Genomic DNA, 22,546 nt, shown 5'->3' on the forward strand with positions numbered 1-22,546 from the left:
AATTGAAACTTCATTAAACCCCTTAAAAGATAATTGTTTAATTGATTGATATGTTTCCTCGAATAATTCTCTAATTGCACATTCCCTCGGTGTTTCTCCATCATCTATAATTCCACCAGCTAACTCCCAGTTTTGTCTCCACTTATTAAAAATTAAAAGATATTTCTCTTGATATTTAGCAACCACTAATGAATGAGTTAAGGGTGCATCAGTCACATACTTGTTTATTTCCTCTTCTGAAGTCTGAAGAAAATCCAAAAATACATTGCCTTTTTTGCTGACTAAAATCGACATAATTAATCCTCCAATTTACGAGTTTAGAGTATATATATTTCGGCAATATGGTTAGAAATTCCTTGTTGAACTAAGCTGCCTGTTAGCGAGGGAGGGAAAATTATGAATTGTTACAATAATTTAACATAAGCATTGTATTTTGTTATGTATACTAAGGGTAAGGTCAATTTTTAATCTATACTATAGGAGAGATTTTAATGGATTTTGAAAAAACTAAGCCATCATTACCTCACTTAGATAAAAGCCTAAAAAATAATCATGAAACTAACTATGATGAAATGCATTTAACTATAAAGGAAATAATAGCAAAAAATAAAGAAACAATAGAAAAAAATCGTAAACTTTTACGGAAATAATAAAACCTTCACCCTCTGAATGGTGAAGATTTTATTATATATATTATTTTCACATTTCTTTAATTAAAAGTTTAAATTAAAGGTTCAGAAGCACGTATTCTACTTGATGAACAGCTCAGAATCAACGAAATTCCTTCTTGGGACATTAAGGGATACGAGCACGAAGGGTCAAACCATTTAAGTGTGGCTTCTGCTGTTTCTACTGGTATAGCTGATGTAGGAGTAGGAATTGAAAAAGCTGCAAAAATCGTTGGAATTGATTTTGTCCCATTAATAACAGAACGTAATTTTCATGGTAGTGCAATAAAAAAGGGATCGCCGCAACCATCCCATTCTTTAACTCTTGCACCCTTTAGCGTAAGAAGAAAAAAATAAACACTCCACTCGACGTAATGTCTGCCTAATTAACGACCTTCACTCCGACAACATTGTCGAACGCCACTTTCTCGAATTTGCCAGGCTCTACTTCAATCCGCAGTTCATTTGTAATAGGATCGACGTAATGAACACGACCAGTTATATCCGAAGTAAATCCGTCATCCCATATCTTCAGCGATACAGCATGACCGTATTCCATTGAGTAAATTATGCGAAGGTCAAACTCTTCTGCCTCATTTTCATCAATTATCGGTTTACTTATCCGCTCAGTACCCCGCCAAAAGTTACGTTGTTTTTTTGCCAATTCAGGCAATTGAAATGCAGCCTGCCATTTAACCATCCCACGATCACGTATTGCCATATAATAGCCTCCTTTGTTTATATTATATACGAACTAACGTTCTATATGCGAATAAAAATTAAAGACCACTTTTACAGTAGTCCTTGGCTTCTTATTCGATTAAAGCACCTTATAGTTGAAGAAGGACGATAACCCATTTTATGGCTATCGTCCTTTTTTATTCTCTACTGAACAGTAGAGTCGGATTGTGCAACATTAACTAATTGTCTTTTTTTGACAACTTTTGTCGAAACTATTTTTCTTTTAGAAATTTTTACTATAATATTTTTCGTGCACTTGTATATAAATAATTTTTACCAGGAGATTTTACCTATCATGACCAAATTATTGTGTGAACTAATACTGTCAAAAAAAATAGATTTAATGAAAAAGAAAATGGTTAGGCTTGCTAAAAGTACAGGTATTAATAGCCAAGAAACTTTGACCTGTAGCCAAGAGTTAGATAACTTAATAAATTTACATATGATATATTTTTCTAAGGGAAACAAATTAAGCAATGCATCTTGATGTATAAGAATTTAGTCAGGAGTTTCCTGACCAAATGGACAAGTTCTAGTGGCTTTTTAATTGCTCCGAAGGGACGAACTCTTAGAACGAAAATACTTGAAGAGCAAAAAGGACCAGCAGAACCGTCCACTTGGAACTTTTGGTATCTTCTTTAACTAAAGCACCCTATAGTTTAAGTACATTTTTCCACAATCTTGTTCATAGTAAACAATCTCTTTTAATGTTTAAACGCAAACCTTCCTCAATAATTCTCTAACTCATTATTTAAGTCCCTTAATAAAACATCTATCTCAACCATTACCGAATCTTCATTTGTTGGAAAAATGGATGGTTTAACTCTATCTTCCTTCATTCCAACAAGCCATTTGTCAATAAACTCATATAAATCAATCGGTACAGCTTTAAATTTATTCCATTCATGAACGGCACAGTATTCTGCAAATTCTTTTTTAGGAAAGATAGGAATCAACGTATTTCCATCATCATCCTGTGCTGTTGCCCAACCATCGTCATATAACCCCCAGACTTCTTCATAATCAGCGGCTTTTTTAATAAAATACTCATATCTTAAATTGGGTGGTTGGTTTATGACCGATTCAACTTCTTTTATATTCATTTTATTTTCGTCCAGTTACCCCATTTAATAAAGCATTTAAATTTTCTACAAAATTGTTTAAAATACCTTCTTGCAGTAACATGCCCCATTAGTAAAACAACCAAAAAGGACTGCCGAATGACTGCCGACTTCTTAAACAATCGCTACCCATTATCTTAGGTACAATATTTCACGATCTACCTCACTACACTAATACATAAAAAAGTCGATGCCTTTTTAAGCAACACATCAATCTAGCATACTATCTAATTCTTGCTATTCCATAATACGGAGTAAAAAGTTTTCCTTCAGGTTCTTTTGGTAAACTCCCGATATATTGCAAAGAATTAATATGGTGTTCTAAACAAAAATTAACACCCTCAAGTGATTTACTATTTGCACACTTGATTTGTTGTACCAAAGTTATTTTCTTTTAGATACCATTTCGAAGTGGTAGGAAGAGAAAATAGATATTATCGATATCCCATCTTTGTATAGTTAGGTGACCCTAACGTAATATACCAAGGGGAACCTGTTGTAGAAAACTTTGAAGAAGACGTAGAAAATGCTTACAATAATGTTAACGGTTAAAATATTGAACTAGCAGTTATAACAGATAATAGCCAGAAAAAAGTTGTAGAGGGCATAATAGATGGGCCTTTTTGGGATGTTAGGCGAGGTTTCCCATAGGAGTTATTGCTACATTAATTGCTGGTTCTATTAGCGGTGGTACTGCTGCTTTTGCCGTAGCATTACCAACTTTAGGTCTTGCCGGAGCGGTCTCAAGGTATGCTTTACTAATGCAAAGGGCTTCTAAGAACGCATATTATTATTATTATTATTGGCAAGTATAAGAGGAGAAGAAAAATGAACATACTTCAGCTTCTAAATCTAGTAAATAGCGTTTTGCTCCTATGTGCTGGAACCTATATTCTTAAAACAGATAAGATTGCTAACAAATATAAAAAGACAATAGGTTTTTTATTTACATCTTTTGGAATAGTACTTATATTATTTAACATTGCTATGTCAATTTGGTAGAAATAAACTTGAATTATTGTGCCAATAAGTAATTACTGTTACTATTGGCGCTTTTTTATTTTCCGGAATATAATGTTAACTTTCGGAATAACACAAATTTACTTACGTTATTAATATATTATTCCCCCCTTTTTATAAACAATTTTATTGGAAAATATTGACAAACTATTAGCTGGTTTAGTACAACAAGGACTACCACTCTCTCCATTGTTCGGTGATGTCTTCATTTGTTTTAAGACCAGCTAATTCCGCCACTGATAAAATATATTCAGCAAGCTCTTCCCTTTCCATAGTTTCAATGAAAAAATCATATTTCTCATTTAACCTGTTGAATGTTAGTATAACTTCTTTAACAAGGGACGAGAGTTTCTTTTGTGTGGGGGTATCCCCAAGACAGTTGATTTTTTGTATGTACGCATTGAGTGCTTTCTCCGAAGCATTTATATTCTCACTTGTAAAGGTATCGTCTCCGTCATTCATTCGGTCTCGCCAAAAAACGGTCGGCAAGGGGATTTGATCAATTTTGGCATCCTTAAGGTCCTTTCGTTTGTGTGAAAAGTGCCTTTTCTCTGTAAAATAGACTTCGGGAATTCTTTGGCAATAGCTTAAATCGCCATCCTCTACATTGGTTCTGTCGAAATTAAATAGTTTCAATTTAGCAAGACTTTTTGTAAAGGAAATAGACTCCATACTACCGCAGGATACGATGGCTAACGATTCTAAATTGCTCAATGTTCCAATTGGGGAAAAATCTCTGATACTTTTGCAGTTCTCCAATTCCAGTTCAGTCAAGTTCTTAAGTTCTGAAATTGGCATTATATCATTTAATTTATTGGAGCCGTAAACCTCTAGGAACTGCAATTTGCTTAGCCTCTCAACCCCTTCTAATGTTTCAAGGTTCGCTTGCCTGATACGGAGCTCTTCGATATTTTCTGCCTTACTTAGTTCAGAAATATTTTTTGATGGAGGATTATATCCCCAAATCATTACATGCTTTAATTTTGATAAGCTTGAGAATCCTTTGGTTTTGCCAGGCAAAACGCCATATAATTCTTCTAAAGAACCCAAAACACTCAAATCCAGCTTGGCATTTTTACCAACATCCAATGATAAGACCTTTAGGTTTGTCAGTTTTTTTAAACCATCAAAGTTTTTAATTGTTTCACTATGTATATCCAAATTCACAACAGACCCACCACATCTCTCTAAAAAGTCTATATCTGTGAATTTCTGGCTGTGCCCAATGGAAATATTTTTAAATTTTTGCTTGTTTATTAATTCCACACTTTCTTCAATGTATTCAGAAGAGATTCTAAGCGTATCCTCTGTATCATCTGGATACCTCACAATTGTGATGTTGCCAATTTTATAGCTTTTCATAACTCCTCCTATTTTGATGTTCTTATCAAAAACCAAATCTCTCTTCAACTAACCTGTCACTTTAGTTCAACAAGAAAAAATGACCACCAGCAGCGATTATTGCCGGAAATTGATCTTTTACTTATGCACCCGTTCGCTGAACTGCATTTTGTTTTCTTTTACAAAATTAAACCCTTTTTCCCAACCAAGTATTGATTCTTCAAACTCAAAATCAACAATCTCTCCTCCGGTAATTTCTCTTCCCTTGTAATTATTTGATATTAAATCACTAATTGCTGTTAATGAGGAAGAACGCCAAGCATCTAAATAAATGTCTAGAAATTTTCTAAATTGATTATCCATAATATCCCCCTAAATCTTCTTTTATCTTAATTCTATATTACAAAGTAGTATTCCTTTATGAACTATACTGCCCTTTAGTTGAATAAACAAAAAGGCTGCCATTAGCAGCCGGATCTTCAAGTAAGGAATTCCGTTAATTTGATAAGAAAAAGCCACCAAAAATGGCAGCTGAATCGTTAACTCCTAGTAGCTGGGATTATTAAATATTACAATCAATCTAGTCCCTTTTGCTTTCATTTGCTTAAAAATTCAAACCATCTCTAACAGCCACAGCAACCATGATGGGATGGATAGCCGCCGTATCCCATATCGTAACCAGGATAACCTCCGTAACTCATACCCATTCCAGGGTATCCACCCATACTCATTCCAGGATAACCTCCGTAACTCATACCATAACTAGGGTATCCACCCATACTCATTCCAGGATAACCTCCATAACTCATACCATAACCAGGGTATCCACTCATTCCCATACCTGGGTATCCACTCATGGCCATTCCTGGATATCCATCCATGCCCATTCCAAAGGTTCTTTCCATTTTTATCTCCTCCTCAAATTGTTTCCAAAATAGTGTATGTGTCCATTTTTAAAGAGGAATAGATATTTGCCTATTTTTAAACTATATCTTCATTGTTAGTTTGATATAGAAGCCTGTTCTAAAAAGTAAAGCAACCTTTGGTTGAACAAGAACAGGACTGTTTATCGGCCAAACTGTTCCTGTCAAGGAAGAAGTATGGACTGGATGGAAGTTTTACCTATCCTTTTAGCAAAATAAAAAACATCAATCAAGGGATTGATTAGTACTTATAAATTGTTTATTAACCGTTTACAATTTCCCCACCATTCACGTGAAGTATTTGCCCAGATATGTAAGATGCATCATCGGAGGCCAAGAATACATAAGCAGGTGCCACCTCAAACGGTTGACCGGCTCGCATCATGGGAACATTATCTCCATACGTTGCAACCTGTTCTGGAGGTAAAGAAGATGGAATTAATGGAGTCCAAATTGGTCCTGGGGCCACGCCATTGACCCTAATCCCTTGCGATGCCAGTGATAGTGACAGCGAACGTGTAAATGAAACAATGGCTCCTTTTGATGCCGAGTAGTCAATTGCATTTTGCGCTCCCTGATAGGCACTTATGGATGTTGTATTAATGATGGAGCTCCCTGAAGCCATGTATGGTAGTGCAGCTTTCGTCAAAATAAATTGCGAAAACACATTTGTATGAAAAGTACTTGCTCGTTGGTTTGAATCTACCTCTAGTAGACTGTTCCTTACATACAATACACCGGCATTATTCACGAGAATGTCAATACGGCCAAAATGGTGAATCGTTCGCATTACAGCTTGTTCGCAGGTCTGCTCATACCCAATATCGCCTGGAATGGTAATGCAACGACGACCGTACTTTTTGATATAGAACATCGTCTCATTTGCATCGCTGTGTTCATTTAGGTATGAGATTGCAATGTCTGCGCCCTCTTTGGCGAAGGCCACAGCGACAGCTCTCCCAATACCACTATCCCCACCAGTTATAAGTGCTACCTTATTCATAAGTTTACCTGCTGGTTTGTAATTGGGGTTATCAAATATAGGTCTGGGTGTCATGATTGATTCAATGCCGGGTTTACTTTGTTGCTGAGGTGGGAAACCCATCACGTACACTCCTCTCGGTAGGGCTTTTCTTTAATGGAGACACCCTTCTCTGGTATATACATATAATTATTAATATTACATTTTAGGAGATTCCATACCTATTTCTGCCTATTCCTCTTTTGATGGACCATAAAGACAAAGAGCAGGTAAACCTGCTTGAAGCATAAGAATAATCATGAATTTGTTTAGTGAATCCATTTCTCCACACATAACCTATATATATTAATATTATTCTTAAGTATAATTATCATTGATTGAAGCCATCTTAACTATCTATTTATTAACTAACCTGCCCGTTAGTTAGACAAACTTCTAGATTAAAATTGAAGCCACTTATGTTCTGGGTCGTGTGTTTGTAAAGCATAGCTAAGCCATTTTTTCTTCCCATTATTGAGATAACCTTTTATGGCGATAAAGTCTTGATGGTCTTTTTCTCTAGTGATTTTCTCCTTATATAAAAGCACACTTTCTGGATTGTTTCATGAGTAAACTATTTATTTATAATAATCGATAATTTATAGTTGGCGTGCTCGTTTAATTCTTCCAAAAATTGATTCATTAATTCATTTGATGGGAATTTACATTCAAGAATGTAACAACCATCTCCACTGATTTTATAGTTATTTATTATATATTCCACTTGTGTTTTTACGAAAGAAAGATATGGCTGATGATAAGTGTTTTGTGTAATGATAGTTATAAAAGCATGTATATGAAATCCTAATTTTTCTTGGTTAATATTTATTGTATAACCCTCAATAATCCCACTATCCTCTAGTTTCGCCACTCTTGCAGAAGCAGCTGGCGCGGTCAAATGAACCTTCTCACCCAATTCTTTCATCGTTATTCGACTATTCATCGATAATTCTTCTAGGATAAGTAGATCCGTTTTATCTAACATTTAATTAACTCCTTTCATAAATAAAGTAAAACCGTTAAAACACTTTATTTAAGCTATGTATCGTCTTAAGCCCATAGTTTAGACTATACATTGTTCAAAATAAATTTCAAAGATAAAGGAGTTATTATATATGAATATACACCAAATTCGTAATGCAACAATCGTTGTGGAATACGCAGGGAAAAGGTTTTTAATTGACCCGATGTTAGCCGAAAAAGGAACTTATCCTCCTTTCCCAAACGCACCAAGACAAGATCAAAACAATCCTTTAATCGACTTACCAACATCCATTGACAATATAATTAATGGTATCGATGCAGTGATCGTTACTCATCTTCATTATGATCATTGGGATGACGCTGCTGTAAAGGCATTGCCAAAAGACATCAAACTATTTGCCCAAAATGAAGAAGATGCAGCAGAAATTCGAAATGCTGGTTTCCAAAATGTAGAGGTTTTACATGAGGATTCGGTATTTGAAGGGATTCAATTAATTAAAACAAAAGGAGAGCATGGAAGAGGCGAAATCTTACAACTTGCTGGTCTAGTGTGTGGCGTTGTCTTCAAGCACCCAACAGAGCAAACATTATATGTTGCTGGAGATACTGTTTGGTATGATGCCGTTCAAAAAGTAATAGACACGCATAAGCCAGAAATTATTGTTGTAAATGCTGGAGATAATCAATTCTTTGAGGGCGGTTCTCTTATTATGGGGAAAGATGATGTCCATGAAGTGGTTAAGGCTGCTCCTAACGCAAAAATTATTGCTGTCCACATGGAAGCTGTTAATCATTGGGGATTGTCTAGGGAAGAATTAAAAAGCTTTATTGATGAAAAAGCCATCACATCTAATGTATTAGTACCAAATGATGGCGAATCATATTCATTTTAAGACTGAAAACAGACAGGTATAACTAATATCTGTCTGTTTTTAATTTGTATTACACTGAATAAATCGATTATTAATCCACTAATCCGTCATAACAAGTAAACTCTCTAAGTTCGATATAGCAAGGCCATTCCAGCGCTTCTGGTCGGCTTGTGCAAGTGTCTGTTAATATGTGGAAATTTATCTTTCCCACTTTAGAAAGTACACAAATTTATTACGAACTTATTAATTGATCCTTACCTGTCCGTTTTAAAAATTTATAAAATGTCTCCCGCTTTTTACCCAGTTCTGAATATACGGCAATGATCTTGTCTACTGAATCGTATAATTCTTCTGGAGTTTGATTCTCCATCAGTAAGATGCCAACCTCAGCGTCTTTCCCTTTTGCTTTTCCTCCAACATATAAATTGTAAAGTTCTCCAATCTTCATAATACCAATGTCACTTAACATGGGTTCACCGCAACCAACAGGGCAACCTGTGTAAGCAACCTTTAGGGTAAATGGTACAGGTTTTCCTGCGATACGGTGATTTAATACTTTTGCCACCGGCATTCCTTCTTCTATTTCCCCTTTGCAAAAATTACAGGTTTTCAAGCTCTTTACAAAGTTACCAACCGGATAACAGGTTAGACCGACACTTTGGAATTCTTCTATGATTTCTTCCTTTTTATCTTCCGGGATTTCTATATATAATTGTTGGAATGTTGTTAATTCAAGTTCTTCTTCTTCAGTCATATATTTTGCAAGCATCATAAGCTGTTTTGAATTAAGGTTAGCCCCAAACCCAATTCCTCCATTTACGGCAATCTTAATTTTTTTTATACTATTACCCATTCTAGTTTCTCCCATTTTTGGTTCCATTTACTATACATACTTTCCTTTCATAGTTTACAATACCCCCCTAAAGTATGCCAAGATTAAAAATCACCCTTCTTTAAATTGCCTAATTGTATAACTTTAATTTCTCCCTCATTTTCTTTTGTATTTTAAAAAATGAGCGCTTCTCCTTGTTGCAGGATAGCGCGCGATCATCATAAATATTTCCCTTCAAATGAACAATACTAAAACTAAATGTCATAAGTAAAACGGTGTAAAAAATGAGAAAAAAGAATAAAATTTTTAATAAGAACTCAACTCCTTTTTTATTGTTAGCGGTTATTCATTTAGGTATGATTTTGATTATGTTAAAACGTATAAAACAAAAGGATATGTGGATTTTATTATTATCCAATATAGGTTTTGCTTATATATTTGAATATCCGACTCTCAACCTCTTTCATGGGTATAGTTACAAACCGTCAATTATGAAAAAGCGTGCATTTGATTCCATTTTAGGAGCAATCTTCTCTCAAGCGGTTTATGTACCAATTGCATCAACTTTTCTAACTTTATTTAATAAAAACTGGAAGTGGAAAATCAGTACCAGCCTTTTTTATTATTGTATTGAGAAATTATTTCTACGACTAAACATTTATAAAGTATATTGGTGGAAGCCTATATACACTTTCGTTTTATTACATGTATATTTTTATATAAGTGATGGATTTTATAAGGCACTCTCCACCCAAAAAAGATGGGCAATGGTAATTGCTCATTACATGGCTATTGAAGTAGTTTGGGTTACGTTAATGTATATTTCTGCCGTAAAACGTTTCATTCGATTTGGGCATGGATTATTCTTTTCGTGGACTGAACATTTTAAAATAGTTCCTTTATACAGTTTGATACTCTCGTTTATCGCTACCATAACTTCTTCCAAGCCTAGGTTATTTTATAGGATATTACTGCCAGTAAGCCATTTGATTGTGGATATAACTTTAATAAAAATAGGTATATTAAAAGTGAAAATTAAACCATTTCTATTTACTAGTTCTCGATACTTGCTAATGACATTTATTTCAAGATTTTTTTATAAAACCATTTACAAAAAATAAAGTAACCATTTTCTTCAGGTGGTGCACAGCCACGTGGATACCTCCTAGCCTGCCCCATTCACGTAAGTATGAAATGAATTTAGTGACAGATAATAATATAAATTAATACTGGAGGTGGAGTATGGGTAAAAATTCATCTATTATAAATCAAGTCGAAGAGCCCTTTACAGCAGCGGACAGAGAAGAACTTTCGAAAACTTTACCACCCTAATAAACCCTAAAGGTGAATTTAAAGATCCTCCAAAGAAAGTAGGAAGTTACTAATGTGAATAAAGGGATGTTTGAAAAACTATTATGGTCAATTGCTTTACCTGGTTTTGGACAATTATTAAATCAAAAATATGTAAAAGGCATTTTGCTCATTTCCCTTGAATTTCTAGTTAATATCCAATCCAATTTTAACAAGGCCATCATCTCTAGCTTTCTTGGTAATATTGATACTTCTATTGAGCAAATCGATTTCCAGTGGCTAATGTTCTATCCATGTTTGTATTTTTTTTCAATGTGGGATGCAGTGAAGGATGCGAACGGAAAAAATGAAGCTACTCCGTTTTTATTTCTCCCATTCGTTTTTGCGGCATATTTTGTTACACTTGGTTTGATTTATTCAACCAAGGTAAAGCTATTTGGAATTTTATTAGGACCGATTTTTTTACCAATGCTTTTTGTTATTCCAGGAATATTAATTGGATTAATTATAAAAAAATTTATAACCAGGTTCATAAAATAAGAACGCCATTTTCGATTTATGATGGAAAGAACGGCGTTCTATTTTATGGAATAGACAAGAACAATCTTTATATATCTAATTGTTACAACGCCTCTTTTAATTTCTTGACAATATCCTCTTTTGCTTTCAATTGTCCATATCCAAGTGAATTATAATATTTGATATGTTTTTCAGTAGCTTCTATCGCTAATTGAAAGGACCTTTCCCCGAAATCCTTTTTAATATTTTCTAAAAAATATTCCGTACCTAAATTGCTCATCGTTCTATGATATTCCCTTCCCTCGATCATTGCTAGAAAACAAGTAATATAATCTTGTGCTGAGCCAGGATTCATGCCGGTCTTTTTTGAAATTGCCAATTTGCCTTCCTGACGAGTCAGATTTCCGGAATACACCTTTTTTGCATACTCGTAGGCAATTTTGACCATTTCACTTGTGATTTTTGTATTGGAATTACGATGAACATTTCCTGCTGAGGAACTTTGTACTTCACCAAAGTTAATACCTTGGTTGGAGTTAAAACCTTGAACTGATGACCTGCTAACATCCCTTGAAGCATTTGAAAAACTGTCTCTAACATATTGAATCATCAGTTGTTTCAGTACATGAACAGAGTTATCTTTATTTAACTTAGCAGCTAGGACGAACTTTTCTGCAAGCTCACGTTCTACGCTAAATTTTATTTGTACCTTATTTTCACTTTCCATTGGAAACCCCCATTAAAGTTAGTAGCATTTGATTTTCCGACACAAAGGATGAACCAAAACTATTATACTATAAATAACCCAAATATTGTCACGAACCAAACTTATGAAAAATAAATTGAAATAGGGCACCGCCGTGAACTTCGGTGGTGCCCAGTGTATTTAATTATTAAGATAACTGCAGCATGGATTCTATATCCTCTTTTGCGGAACCAATTAATTTCAAATTAAATGCTTCTTGTAAAACGGTTAATACACCATCAGAGATAAATTCAGGTGCTTTTGGTCCAATCCGGATATCCTGAATCCCTAAGCTGAACAACCCTAAGAGGATGGCTACTGCTTTTTGTTCGAACCAGGAGAGAACGATACTGACTGGTAATTCATTGACTTCACATTCAAATGCGTCTGCAAGTGCCTTAGCAATTTTTACTGTAGAGACAGAGTTATTACATTGACCTAAATCAATATAGCGAGGAATGTTGGTTCCAGGTACCATTCCATACTCTACGTCGTTAAACCTGAATTTACCACATGATGTTGTTAAAATAACCGTGTCTTGTGGCAAGGAAGTGGCCAGTTCACGATAATACTCGCCTCCCTTGCCTGGTGCATCACAACCGGCAATCACAAAGAACCGTCTGATTTTTCCGGTTTTCACAGCATCTATTACTTCTGGGGCTAGCCCTAATACCGTTTCATGGTGGAAGCCTGTCAATAAGGTTTCATCTGAATCTATTAAAGCCTCTGGTAATTCAAGGGCCTTTTGAATCAAAGGTGAAAAGTCATCATTCGTGATTTTTTGAACATTCTCAAGTCCAGTTACTTCGTACGTAAACATACGGTCGGCATAAGAACCTTTAATGGGCATAACACAGTTTGTGGTCGCTAAAATCGCTCCAGGAAACCTCTCGAATAAGCGGCGCTGGTCATACCATGCTTTTCCGATATTCCCCTTCAAATGAGAATACTTCTTTAATGCAGGATATCCATGTGCTGGAAGCATTTCCGAATGGGTGTAAATGTTGATTCCCATTCCCTCCGTCTGCTGTAATAATTTCTCTAGTGCAAATAGGTTGTGTCCGGTGACAACAATACATTTGCCTTCTATTTTATTTTGGCTGACAGTGATTGGTTCTGGGATCCCTAACAAATTCGTATGAGCCTCATCCAGCATTTCCATGACACGTAAGGCTGATTGACCTATCTTCATCGCCATTTCAATATGTTCTTGAACATTAAAGTTTGAATTTGTTAACGTCATATAAAGAGCTTCGTGTGTAACCTGATCGACGAAGGAGTCGGTATAACCTAATTGATTGGCGTGTGTCCGGTAGGCGGCAATCCCCTTTAACGCAAAGATAATGGTATCTTGAAGACTAGCGACCGTCTCATCCTTGCCGCACACCCCAATTACTTGACAACCGCCAGTTGGCGTCTGTTCACACTGATGACAGAACATAACTTTTCCCTCTTTCCTTTATTTCTTATGTCCTGTCTAGGATAACGAACCACTGCCTGGATTTTAAGTGACATAAATCACACTCCTCTCGTTTGTAAAAAATTCTTCAAAAAGTTTCAACAAATTATTCACATTATCATACTGACAATACGAATTAAAATACTTTTTCTACTTATAAAGGGGTAGTACCAGCGAAGCTGTCACTACCCGAAATAAGGCAGTTAATTTTTTATAAGGTATGCTTTAATAATCTAACCTTTATCCTATAATCGCGCCCGATTGCTGAAGATCATTATTTAAATCTTATTCAAGATAAGCACTCCGTTTTCTTTAACAAAAAAAGATGTAAATTCACTTACTTTTTTTCCCGATAGGCAGAGCAATGTTCATTAGAAATACGATAATTTTCCTTACCGGTTAAAGCTGCTACCTCTACTAATTTATGCCCAAGATTATCCCATACTGCAACTGTATTCAAAGACACCCATTCAAGGTTTCCGCGAGCAAGCCGGAATGAGTTATACCAATTTTCCGTTGTCACCAATATTTCTTTATAAGTAATCTGCTTATTTTTTCTGTTTTGAATCACTAAAACGAAATCTAACATTTCATCTTCCAGTGGTACTTGGATAATCCGTGCTACAAACAATTTATTTGGATTCATTTTTGTTTTATATATTTTTTCTGATTCTATTTTTAGTTCTGGGCTACCTCTCATATCTCTCCCTCCATCTTTATATTTTATCCAGTAGCTTATACAAATTCCAAGGCAGAATGATAATCTCTTGTTCAACAATATGGCCCGATTGTCGAATAGAATAACTCTTTCCATTTCTATATCTAGGCAATAATTCCTCTTATATAACCGAAAAGGAGGAAAATATGTTGTTTTTATTAAAAGCCGGGAAATAGGATTGAACGAATCTCCACATTCTTTTGCATATGCTTTTTGTAATTCAAGTAAGGGACCCGTTTGTTTAATAAGAGCTTAACCCACAAGATTTTCAATTACTTTCAAAAACTCTATTTTAGAGATAAGTTTTTTAAAATACGATAAAATCAAAAAAGACCATCGTCGCCGATGATCTTTATATTCGCTTTACTCCAATATATCTAGAATGCCAATACGGGTTGCTTGTGTTAGTGATAATGACCCCTTTTGAGGAGGATGCCATAACCATTTTCCCGTATCCAATATAGATGGCAACATGTGTTGGGGCACTTGCTTTATTCGGTGCATAGAACAGTAAGTCGCCTATCTGCAAATTAGACGGTCGATATCCGTTTCCATAGTACATTTGGGCAGCGGTACGATTTAATGTTATTCCCGCTTTTCCGTAGGAATACTTCACCAGACCTGAACAGTCAAATCCGCTCGGCGAAATACCGCCCCATCTATATGGAACCCCGAGATTTGCTTTTGCTACTGAGATTGCTTTTGTATGATAATATGCCGCTTCCGCTTTATCACCCTTGGCGGCAAACAAAGAGGCACAAGAAGCTAAAATGGTAAAGGCTACGATGAATTTCTTAAGCATGTTTGTTTCCTCCTAGCGTGATTTGATACTTACACTATACTAGAAAGATATAACAGACTCATCACAGCAATATAATAATTTTATTACAAAGTTATACTAATATAATTTCAAAACACAAGATAATTATTTTTTAGCATGAGCGTCGTTTTCTTTCTTCTATTAACCTGCTCCCTTAATCAAAAACAAACGCCATGGTGACGATCTGATGATTGTTGTGTTAAAGCCCCGTTAGTTTAAGTACAATTTTTCACAAACAATAAAGTTTACCTTGTGACAGCAAGTAATAATTAAGAAATTCTTATTAGTAGGCGATACCTACACGTGATTTTATATAATTGTTACTTTCAATCTGCTTATATGTAAATTCTGCTGTATCCGATACGTTTATTTTAACTCCACCCACCGGCAAAAAATCACATTGCACACGATATTCACCTAAACTTTCTCCATCAGGTAAATACGTAGGACATACAATAGTCCATTCGAGTGTTGATTGTTTAAGAATATCGTAAACTTTATGATGTTCTTCTGCTGCACGGGTTGATTTACGCTTTGATTCACTTGATTGATAACGCAGTAAATTTGGGGTGGTTCTACTTTGTAGGATACCTGCAGTTCCTATAGTAATAATTCGTTGTATACCTTCGTTTTCCATTGCTTCTATAATGTGCGGCATACTTTCAGACAAAGTTGTTGCCCCATCAGTATTTATCGCACTAATAACTACATCAAACCCGTGCATTGCACGTACGATATCCTCTTTATTTAAAACATTACCTCGAATAATAGTTAAATTGTCATTATTTATTTGAATCTTCTCTGGAGTACGAACTAATGCTGTAACATGATGTCCGCCATGAAGAGCATAATTAACTATTTGACCTCCAACTCGTCCAGTTGCACCTAAAATTAAAATATTCAAAAGAATTATCCTCCTTTTTACGAATACAAATATTACACTACACTATAAATGCTATTATTTCTTCTTATTTAACTTAGGCAGGATTACTTTAAGTATATAAATTCAAACTACTTAAATGTTGAATAGCGTACTAATTTTCTTTAAAGAAGTCGCTCAACAAACTGACCCTTTTGTTGAATACAAGTTAACAGCATTCTTTTTTTATAAAACCATTCACAAAAAATAAAGTAACCATTTTCTTGATGGTTACTTTTTATCTTCAATTATTAAGATTGGTTATATTAATATCATTGCATATGAAGCGACATTAAATCGTGATGAGTTCATCTAACTTTTGATTGTAAAAAAGAGTGTCGTGACTATTTAAGCCGGTTAATCTTACCGTCTGGAGTGATTGGTCCTGCATTCTAAAAGTTCCATTTCCATAAATTTCTTCAAGTATCTTTTTCTATTTAAACAAATATTTTATTATGAAATTTATACAAATTGATACCAGAATGGTTAAGACAAAAACCCAAGTGACAATGAGAACAGATAAATAAGGGACAAATGTCACTTCTTGAAAGTAGTAATAAATAAAAAAAGTATGGGTCAACCAAATATTATTGGAGTGTTTACCAAGCCTCATAAATAAATTTTCCAAAACAGTAACATTTTGAATAATTTTTATAAACGCAATAACCACAATGGGCGCTAAGAAAAAATCAGCATAGTTGTAATCCCCATCTAATAGCGGCCCCCTTGTTTCTATAATAAATGGAAAAACCTTTTCTCTAAAGTAAACACATAACACAAGCAGATTGATAAAAAAAAATTTATGGTTTAAATAAATGTTGGAAAAAAATTCATCCAGTATTTTGAACACTTCATATTTTGCAAAATAAATACCGGTAATAAATACAATCAGCCAGGTAGTATCAACACCGAGATGGTGAAAGAAAATTTGGATGAGTTCGTGATTAGGGAAATAATCCGCTGTATGTTGAAAAAAGGCAGAAAGAAAAAAGACAACAAACGTCAGATAGCTAACCAAAATAGGGTTTTTCTTAATCAATTTCATTAATAACGGGAAAATTAATAAAAGTTCAACATATAAAGAGACAAACCACCACTCGCCATTATAGGTGTAAACAAGGGCAAAGAAATTATAAAGAAACTCCTTGAGATTCCAGACATAGCGTGGATCTTCGTTGAAAAAGATGAGACCAATTGGCACAAATAGAAGAAAGATAACCCAAAAAAACTTTATAAAATTGAAGGCTCTTTTCGTAGCATTCCGAAAGGTGAAATTTCCCTTTGATTCATAAGATTTATAAAGGCCAAATCCACTTAAAAAAAGGAAAATGGCGACGCAAAGCTTGCCGAATTGACCAATTAATTCGCTTAACGGCTGATGATCAATAAATAATAAGGGAAGATAATCAACATTTTCGATACGTTCCGGAAAGGCAAATGAATGATGGTAAACCATTAAAAGGATGGCTAACCCTTTCGCGATGGATGTCATATTTTTCGAGAAAACAAATGGTTTATCACTCAAAATATCACCCCAATTAAAAATAACTACCTATTTCTATCTATAGGATGTATTTTCTGGGAAGAAGTATTCCTTTTATAATTTTAGAGCGGGTCAGTCCGATGGTACATCAAAGGTTCAACTCACAGTAGGATTGTCCCTAAATTAAGACGGGAACGGTTCTCATGTTTACTAATCTAAACACAAGAACCGCCCCCATGTTGTCTAAATACTCATTAATCCCCCGTCAGGTTTTGGTATCTCTTGATCACAGATCTGATTCATCTTACAAAAATATTCAAAAAATTCTTGTGCTAGCTCACGGTCTTTTGGGTCACTTTTCAAAGAAACAATATCAAGCAAAATTTGAGCCATCCATACATTATCAAAATAACGGTATTTTCCGGAATTCCACGTCATTTTATGGGGCGATTTTTCATTTGTGTAATATTTCCAGAAAAGCATCTGATCCGATTCCTGCTCCGTCAGTTGGATTCTGTATTCTGAATGAGCGGGAATATACCCATCTTCACAAAGCTTTCCGATAAAGTTTTCATTCACCATATAAACTCCTAAGATCCGTCTGTCTTTTTCAGGCTTACCGGAATCTATTGCTGTTAAAAGACAAGCGCTATTTTGGTGAAGGCGGATGGGTTTGTTTGGCTTCCCTTTGTTATTACCACTTTTTATTACGCCTGAAAAAACCTTCCACCCTGAACAAGAAATATCCTGTTCTTCAGGGTCACACCAAAAAGCCATTTGTGATTGAGGATGAAGTTTATGATTTTTCATAAGTTTTTCATGTTCTGAACGAAGCTGCTGTATTTTATGTTGTCGCTTTTTTTCCTCTTCCTTCCTCCATTCTTCCTCTTTTCGTCCCATTACCACTTTATGTATAATCTTTTCCATTGAATCAGCTGCACTTTGATTATGTAATTTTAAGTGTTTTTCAAATACATCGGGGAACACAAACTTTTTATTTTCCGAAGCGAAATGTATTTCAATAATAGAATCATTATGTTTAACTATACTACCCGTGCCAAAACGATTGTGTGTTACTTTCTCATTGATTAAATTCATTTTTCTAGTCCTCCTTGTAAAATAAAATCTCAGTTACTAAATTGAATATTTTATTTGTCTTTCTTCCGTTTAAATAATAAAAAACGTATCCATAATTCTATCTGCAAAAAATACAGCAGAAATTGAAATACGTTGGAAAATAATTGTAAGACTATTATAACATTTTTCCAAAAAAGGTGCAATTTTTTATTGACAACATGTTTTATTATGATGTAAAATTAATATTTTATTCCAAAGAACATAACAATAATTCCTATGTTTCCTGGCTTTTACCCTATATATGGAGTTAATAAATACATGTATCTTGAATTTAAATTGGAATTGCAGCAAGAAAAAACTAATAACAAAAAATTAGTGATTGCTGTTATCCTGTGTTATACTTAGTCTACCATTTGTACTTTTACCGATTTTGTTTTATATTTGTTGTTGCAAAAGCCCTATTCATGATTGAATAGGGCTTTTTAGCTTTATTGAGACCGCCATCTCCTACTTTATGTCTCGTTCGGCACCTAGACTTGAGTTGAAGTGTTACGGACCCTGTAAAGGAAATACATAAAAAAAAACAGCCCCTGCATTAAGGGACTGTCATCAGCTATTATTAAGCTTTGCGAACGTTTGTAGCTTGTGGGCCACGTTGTCCTTGTTCAATTTCAAAAGTTACACTTTGACCTTCGTCTAAAGATTTGAAACCTTCGCCTTGGATTGCTGAGAAATGTACGAATACGTCTTCCCCTGCTTCACGTTCAATAAATCCAAAACCTTTTTCTGCATTAAACCACTTAACTTTACCTTGTTCCATAATTTGTATCCTCCTCGTGTGGAATCCCACACAATCTGTTACTATCCTTGCTCAAAACTTTAGACGAAAAACAAAATCTATTCTCAATCCGAAATAGAACAAAAATAATTCTATTTAAGAATAACAGATTTATCATAGAAAAGCAAATAACATAACCTGCGTTCCTAGGAAATACGGGTGGTGTTCTCATGTTTCCTTGGAAAGTACGCTTTTTGCAGAAAAATGTTCAAGTTTATAGCTTTATATCACCTTTAAATTTCAATATGATGAATAATATTTCCATTTGTCCTGATGAACTTTATTAAATCCCCATAAGAAATCCAGATTGTTACGGTATTGTCATTGGGGTGAAAACCGAGCTGCTCTTTTCCTTCCAAGCTGCTGTCCAACACGACTTCAACTGCCGCTTCGGGATCATTAGTTACTCCAAGGGGTGTCACCGCTCCTTTTTGCAAGTGCAGATATTTTTGCAGTCTTTCGTCCGAAGCAAAGCTTAACCGCGTGCAACCCAGCTGTGCTTGAATGCTCTTTATATCTGCCTGTTTATCCTTATTCAGAACAACAAGGAAGTGTCGCTTCCCTTTCGCATCTCGTAAAAAAAGGTTTTTACACACTTCCCCCTGTTCAGTAATCTTTAATTGTTCCATATCTTCTATTGTATAAACAGGCGGATGATCCATTAGCTTATACGCTATTCCTAAATTATCCAATTGATCAAAAACTAGTTGCTTTTGTGACATGCTAAACTCTCCCTCTTTTTAAGTGTTAATTAAAATTATTTTTAAATGGCTATGTAAAAAGTTAATTAATTGCATTAAATTTTTGCAAACCTTATTTATTAGCGTTGCCCACCATTCTTTTTGAACTAATGCTACCCATTGGCGAAACTTAATTTTTTCTTTTGGAAACGATTTGTATTGGGTTTCCGTCTGGGTCTTGTACCCACCCAGACCTTAAATCATTTAAAAAATTATGAGGATGAGATAACATACTAGCACCATTATCAATTAAATACTGAATGGCTGAATCAGTATTTTCTGTCCATACTACAATTTCGCAACCCCTGTTTTGACCAGGATTTAACCCGTGAATTTCTTTTGTAGATTCTTTAGAGGCTATACCTAACTTAAAACCATCCAAAATTAGTTCATAATGTACGGGCTTACCATCAATTTCCGCTACAAAGGTTTGTGTAAAGCCCAGTTTCTGATAAAATGCTTTTGATTTCTCTAAATGATCAACATATAGATTAATTTGCGGAGATTTAAAATTCATAAACTTCCCCTTCCGTCATTTTTTTGTTTTAAAAATGAAACTCCTAATAAGTTTACTAATAAGATTCAACAAAACAAGTATTAATCCTCCTTGTCTTTTACCCTCATTAGGTACATTACCTTGTTAAACTTAGCTGCAAATTCGTTCAATAAAAAAGCTGCCAATATGGCAGCTTGTTTTTCAACTCTTGCAGGCTTTAGTTTAAAAAGTTGAGTTCCCTTGATTTTCCTATTTTACCCTTTCAATGTGATCAAGGTGGCCGAGGACATGTTGCATTTGATATTCCATCAATGGTGCAGGTTTGTAACAAGCTCCTCCTCGGTCAATCCTTCGAGAGTTTCTCTAAACACTGTGTACCTGTACCCTACTAGAATCCGTCATGGACACAGCATTTTACAATCACTTATTTGGATAAAGAATCTCATCAATAATCCCGTATTCTTTTGCCTCCGTCGCGCTCATGAAGAAATCCCGATCGGTGTCTTTAGCTATTTTTTCAACTGGCTGACCAGTCCGTTCCGAGATGATTTGATTGACATGTTCTTTAAGTTTTAGAATGCGGCGAGCCGAGATTTCAATCTCAGTTGCCTGCCCCCTTGCCCCGCCTAAAGGCTGATGAATCATAATTTCACTGTTCGGCAGAGCGTACCGTTTCCCCTTTGTTCCCGCCAACAGCAGCATCGCCCCGAAAGACGCCGCCATTCCGGTGCAAATGGTTCTTACATCCGGCTTAATGTATTGCATCGTATCAAAAATTGCAAATCCCGCCGAAGTGGAGCCGCCCGGGCTGTTGATATAAAGGGAGATTTCTTTATCCGGCGCATCGGCCGCTAAAAAAAGCAGTTGGGCAACGACGCTGTTTGCCACATGATCATTAATTTCCTCGCCAATGATGATAATTCTGTCCTTCAACAGCCTTGAATAAATATCATAGGAACGCTCGCCACGATTCGATTGTTCAATCACGTATGGAATGGTGCTCATGTTAAAAACTCCTCCTTGAAAGCAAATTTGGCTATGCCGCCATCAAGAGAGTGCTTGAAGGAGAGTGAGTTCTTACTTGACGATTTGAAGCAAGCTGAGGAATTTCCGCGATACTTCTTATCGAAGGGATCATTTTTATCAGGACGGCTGGGTCTTGTTTTTTAAGCGATTCATAGAACAGCTCCGAAAGCTGCTCCCGCTCCTCCTCTTCCCAAAACGATTTGATGGAAAAAGACTGTTCCTCATCATTTGTTTTTTCCAGGCGTTTTTTCGCACGATGTAGGTTTGACTTCACCGCCATTTCCGTCGTTCCCAGGATTTCAGCAATTTCCTTCACCTGGTATTGGAACGCCTCTTTCAGCAAAAAAATCACTGCCTGCTTTGGCGTGAATTGCTTCAACAGGAAATCCACAGAATCCGGAATTTCATCAAGCGGATTTTTAAAAAATAAAGACCTTTCCTCAGAATCAGCCCCGATGTTTTCGTGTTTTCTTTTCCGAAGCAAATCGACCCAATGATGATAGGCAATTTTATTCAATAAAGCAGCGGAAATCTGCTTAGGATGAGTGGTATATTTTAATGCCTTTAGAAATGTTTCCTGCGCAATATCATCCCCATCCCACTTATTTTGGGCGAGGAAGTGACAATAGCGCTGCAGCTTCGGATAATGCTCGCTCCAAAAAGTATCATCATCCGAATGTGACCGAGACACATTTAGTTTGTGAGACATGGTTTTCACTCCTTTTGCACTCTCTCTACCCTTTTAACGTTTCAAGAGGGGTGAAAAGATACGGGGCAGAAAAAATTTATTAATGATTATTGTATTATATTTCCTGATTACTGCCACTAAAATGTACCACCGTTGACATAGCTCTTACCACTAACTGACGAAA

At 35.4% G+C, this 22,546-nt stretch carries 26 protein-coding genes and 2 pseudogenes; 6 read left to right on the forward strand and 22 right to left on the reverse strand.

What is annotated here, in order from left to right; all coding sequences use genetic code 11:
- Positions 1 to 294 (reverse strand): NUDIX domain-containing protein (locus IE222_RS24430; protein WP_191276999.1); only part of this gene is annotated, 294 nt, incomplete at its 3' end.
- Positions 295 to 491: 197 nt separating this feature from the next.
- Between IE222_RS24430 and IE222_RS24435 the strand changes: the two genes are divergently transcribed.
- Positions 492 to 650 carry a hypothetical protein gene (locus IE222_RS24435; RefSeq protein ID WP_191277000.1) on the forward strand — a complete coding sequence of 53 codons (159 nt, stop codon included), beginning with the start codon at positions 492 to 494 and terminating at the stop codon, positions 648 to 650.
- 78 nt (positions 651 to 728) lie between these two features.
- Positions 729 to 935: pseudogene (locus IE222_RS24440) on the forward strand (substrate-binding domain-containing protein); the annotation flags it as partial.
- 115 nt (positions 936 to 1,050) lie between these two features.
- On the opposite strand, the gene IE222_RS24445 reads toward IE222_RS24440, so the two are convergent.
- Positions 1,051 to 1,389, reverse strand: a complete 339-nt coding sequence (locus IE222_RS24445; RefSeq protein ID WP_191277001.1) for a YolD-like family protein — start codon at positions 1,387 to 1,389, stop codon at positions 1,051 to 1,053.
- A gap of 315 nt (positions 1,390 to 1,704) precedes the next feature.
- Here IE222_RS24445 and IE222_RS24450 point away from each other — a divergent pair, with 315 nt between their 5' ends.
- Complete coding sequence (locus IE222_RS24450; protein WP_191277002.1) at positions 1,705 to 1,896, forward strand: aspartyl-phosphate phosphatase Spo0E family protein; 192 nt, start codon at positions 1,705 to 1,707, stop codon at positions 1,894 to 1,896.
- Between the two features lie 241 nt (positions 1,897 to 2,137).
- Here IE222_RS24450 and IE222_RS24455 read toward each other — a convergent pair whose 3' ends face one another.
- The 7 genes and pseudogenes from IE222_RS24455 to IE222_RS24480 all read right to left on the reverse strand — a co-directional run bounded on the left by IE222_RS24455 (position 2,138) and on the right by IE222_RS24480 (position 7,820).
- Positions 2,138 to 2,512, reverse strand: a complete 375-nt coding sequence (locus IE222_RS24455) for a DUF2750 domain-containing protein (RefSeq protein ID WP_191277003.1) — start codon at positions 2,510 to 2,512, stop codon at positions 2,138 to 2,140.
- A gap of 1,212 nt (positions 2,513 to 3,724) precedes the next feature.
- Positions 3,725 to 4,912, reverse strand: coding sequence for a leucine-rich repeat domain-containing protein (locus IE222_RS26540; protein ID WP_223282877.1), 1,188 nt, complete (start codon positions 4,910 to 4,912; stop codon positions 3,725 to 3,727).
- A 117-nt stretch (positions 4,913 to 5,029) separates the two neighbouring features.
- Entirely contained in the window at positions 5,030 to 5,254 is a 225-nt protein-coding gene (locus tag IE222_RS24465) for a hypothetical protein (RefSeq protein WP_191277004.1), read from the reverse strand.
- 260 nt (positions 5,255 to 5,514) lie between these two features.
- Positions 5,515 to 5,796 carry a hypothetical protein gene (locus tag IE222_RS24470; protein ID WP_191277005.1) on the reverse strand — a complete coding sequence of 94 codons (282 nt, stop codon included), beginning with the start codon at positions 5,794 to 5,796 and terminating at the stop codon, positions 5,515 to 5,517.
- Positions 5,797 to 6,076: 280 nt separating this feature from the next.
- Positions 6,077 to 6,919, reverse strand: coding sequence for an SDR family oxidoreductase (locus IE222_RS24475; protein ID WP_191277006.1), 843 nt, complete (start codon positions 6,917 to 6,919; stop codon positions 6,077 to 6,079).
- 317 nt (positions 6,920 to 7,236) lie between these two features.
- Positions 7,237 to 7,395: pseudogene (locus IE222_RS27045) on the reverse strand (nucleotidyltransferase domain-containing protein); the annotation flags it as partial.
- A 14-nt stretch (positions 7,396 to 7,409) separates the two neighbouring features.
- The gene (locus tag IE222_RS24480) at positions 7,410 to 7,820 is read right to left on the reverse strand and encodes an Lrp/AsnC family transcriptional regulator (protein WP_191277007.1); all 411 of its coding nucleotides are present in this window, start codon (positions 7,818 to 7,820) and stop codon (positions 7,410 to 7,412) included.
- 130 nt (positions 7,821 to 7,950) lie between these two features.
- Between IE222_RS24480 and IE222_RS24485 the strand changes: the two genes are divergently transcribed.
- Entirely contained in the window at positions 7,951 to 8,712 is a 762-nt protein-coding gene (locus tag IE222_RS24485; RefSeq protein ID WP_191277008.1) for an MBL fold metallo-hydrolase, read from the forward strand.
- A gap of 211 nt (positions 8,713 to 8,923) precedes the next feature.
- Here IE222_RS24485 and IE222_RS24490 read toward each other — a convergent pair whose 3' ends face one another.
- On the reverse strand, positions 8,924 to 9,544 hold the full coding sequence (locus tag IE222_RS24490) for an NAD(P)/FAD-dependent oxidoreductase (RefSeq protein WP_191277036.1): 621 nt from the start codon (positions 9,542 to 9,544) through the stop codon (positions 8,924 to 8,926).
- A 263-nt stretch (positions 9,545 to 9,807) separates the two neighbouring features.
- On the opposite strand from IE222_RS24490, the gene IE222_RS24495 reads away from it, so the two are divergent.
- Both IE222_RS24495 and IE222_RS24500 read left to right on the forward strand, forming a co-directional pair.
- Positions 9,808 to 10,644 carry a hypothetical protein gene (locus IE222_RS24495; RefSeq protein WP_191277009.1) on the forward strand — a complete coding sequence of 279 codons (837 nt, stop codon included), beginning with the start codon at positions 9,808 to 9,810 and terminating at the stop codon, positions 10,642 to 10,644.
- A gap of 265 nt (positions 10,645 to 10,909) precedes the next feature.
- Positions 10,910 to 11,374 carry a hypothetical protein gene (locus IE222_RS24500; protein WP_191277010.1) on the forward strand — a complete coding sequence of 155 codons (465 nt, stop codon included), beginning with the start codon at positions 10,910 to 10,912 and terminating at the stop codon, positions 11,372 to 11,374.
- 82 nt (positions 11,375 to 11,456) lie between these two features.
- On the opposite strand, the gene IE222_RS24505 is transcribed toward IE222_RS24500, so the two are convergent.
- The 12 genes from IE222_RS24505 to IE222_RS24560 form a co-directional block, all read right to left on the reverse strand.
- Positions 11,457 to 12,080, reverse strand: a complete 624-nt coding sequence (locus IE222_RS24505) for a hypothetical protein (RefSeq protein ID WP_191277011.1) — start codon at positions 12,078 to 12,080, stop codon at positions 11,457 to 11,459.
- Between the two features lie 166 nt (positions 12,081 to 12,246).
- Positions 12,247 to 13,539: a hydroxylamine reductase gene (gene hcp / locus IE222_RS24510; RefSeq protein ID WP_191277012.1), complete on the reverse strand. Its 1,293-nt coding sequence runs from the start codon at positions 13,537 to 13,539 to the stop codon at positions 12,247 to 12,249.
- Positions 13,540 to 13,894: 355 nt separating this feature from the next.
- Complete coding sequence (locus IE222_RS24515; protein ID WP_191277013.1) at positions 13,895 to 14,257, reverse strand: hypothetical protein; 363 nt, start codon at positions 14,255 to 14,257, stop codon at positions 13,895 to 13,897.
- A 370-nt stretch (positions 14,258 to 14,627) separates the two neighbouring features.
- Positions 14,628 to 15,077: a C40 family peptidase gene (locus IE222_RS24520; protein WP_191277014.1), complete on the reverse strand. Its 450-nt coding sequence runs from the start codon at positions 15,075 to 15,077 to the stop codon at positions 14,628 to 14,630.
- Between the two features lie 301 nt (positions 15,078 to 15,378).
- Positions 15,379 to 15,999, reverse strand: coding sequence for an NAD(P)-dependent oxidoreductase (locus IE222_RS24525; protein ID WP_191277015.1), 621 nt, complete (start codon positions 15,997 to 15,999; stop codon positions 15,379 to 15,381).
- Between the two features lie 448 nt (positions 16,000 to 16,447).
- Positions 16,448 to 17,539, reverse strand: a complete 1,092-nt coding sequence (locus IE222_RS24530; RefSeq protein WP_191277016.1) for an acyltransferase family protein — start codon at positions 17,537 to 17,539, stop codon at positions 16,448 to 16,450.
- Positions 17,540 to 17,740: 201 nt separating this feature from the next.
- On the reverse strand, positions 17,741 to 18,595 hold the full coding sequence (locus IE222_RS24535) for a malate synthase (protein WP_191277017.1): 855 nt from the start codon (positions 18,593 to 18,595) through the stop codon (positions 17,741 to 17,743).
- A gap of 598 nt (positions 18,596 to 19,193) precedes the next feature.
- Complete coding sequence (locus IE222_RS24540; RefSeq protein ID WP_191277018.1) at positions 19,194 to 19,394, reverse strand: cold-shock protein; 201 nt, start codon at positions 19,392 to 19,394, stop codon at positions 19,194 to 19,196.
- 251 nt (positions 19,395 to 19,645) lie between these two features.
- Entirely contained in the window at positions 19,646 to 20,134 is a 489-nt protein-coding gene (locus tag IE222_RS24545; protein WP_191277019.1) for a prolyl-tRNA synthetase associated domain-containing protein, read from the reverse strand.
- Between the two features lie 148 nt (positions 20,135 to 20,282).
- A complete protein-coding gene (locus tag IE222_RS24550; protein WP_191277020.1) occupies positions 20,283 to 20,669 on the reverse strand; it encodes a VOC family protein in 387 nt (128 codons plus the stop codon).
- A 399-nt stretch (positions 20,670 to 21,068) separates the two neighbouring features.
- On the reverse strand, positions 21,069 to 21,653 hold the full coding sequence (gene clpP, locus IE222_RS24555; RefSeq protein WP_191277021.1) for an ATP-dependent Clp endopeptidase proteolytic subunit ClpP: 585 nt from the start codon (positions 21,651 to 21,653) through the stop codon (positions 21,069 to 21,071).
- 31 nt (positions 21,654 to 21,684) lie between these two features.
- Positions 21,685 to 22,383, reverse strand: a complete 699-nt coding sequence (locus IE222_RS24560; protein ID WP_191277022.1) for a sigma-70 family RNA polymerase sigma factor — start codon at positions 22,381 to 22,383, stop codon at positions 21,685 to 21,687.
- Positions 22,384 to 22,546: the final 163 nt, after the last annotated feature.

It is taken from the genome of Neobacillus kokaensis, assembly GCF_014656545.1.
Lineage (GTDB): Bacteria > Bacillota > Bacilli > Bacillales > Cytobacillaceae > Neobacillus > Neobacillus kokaensis.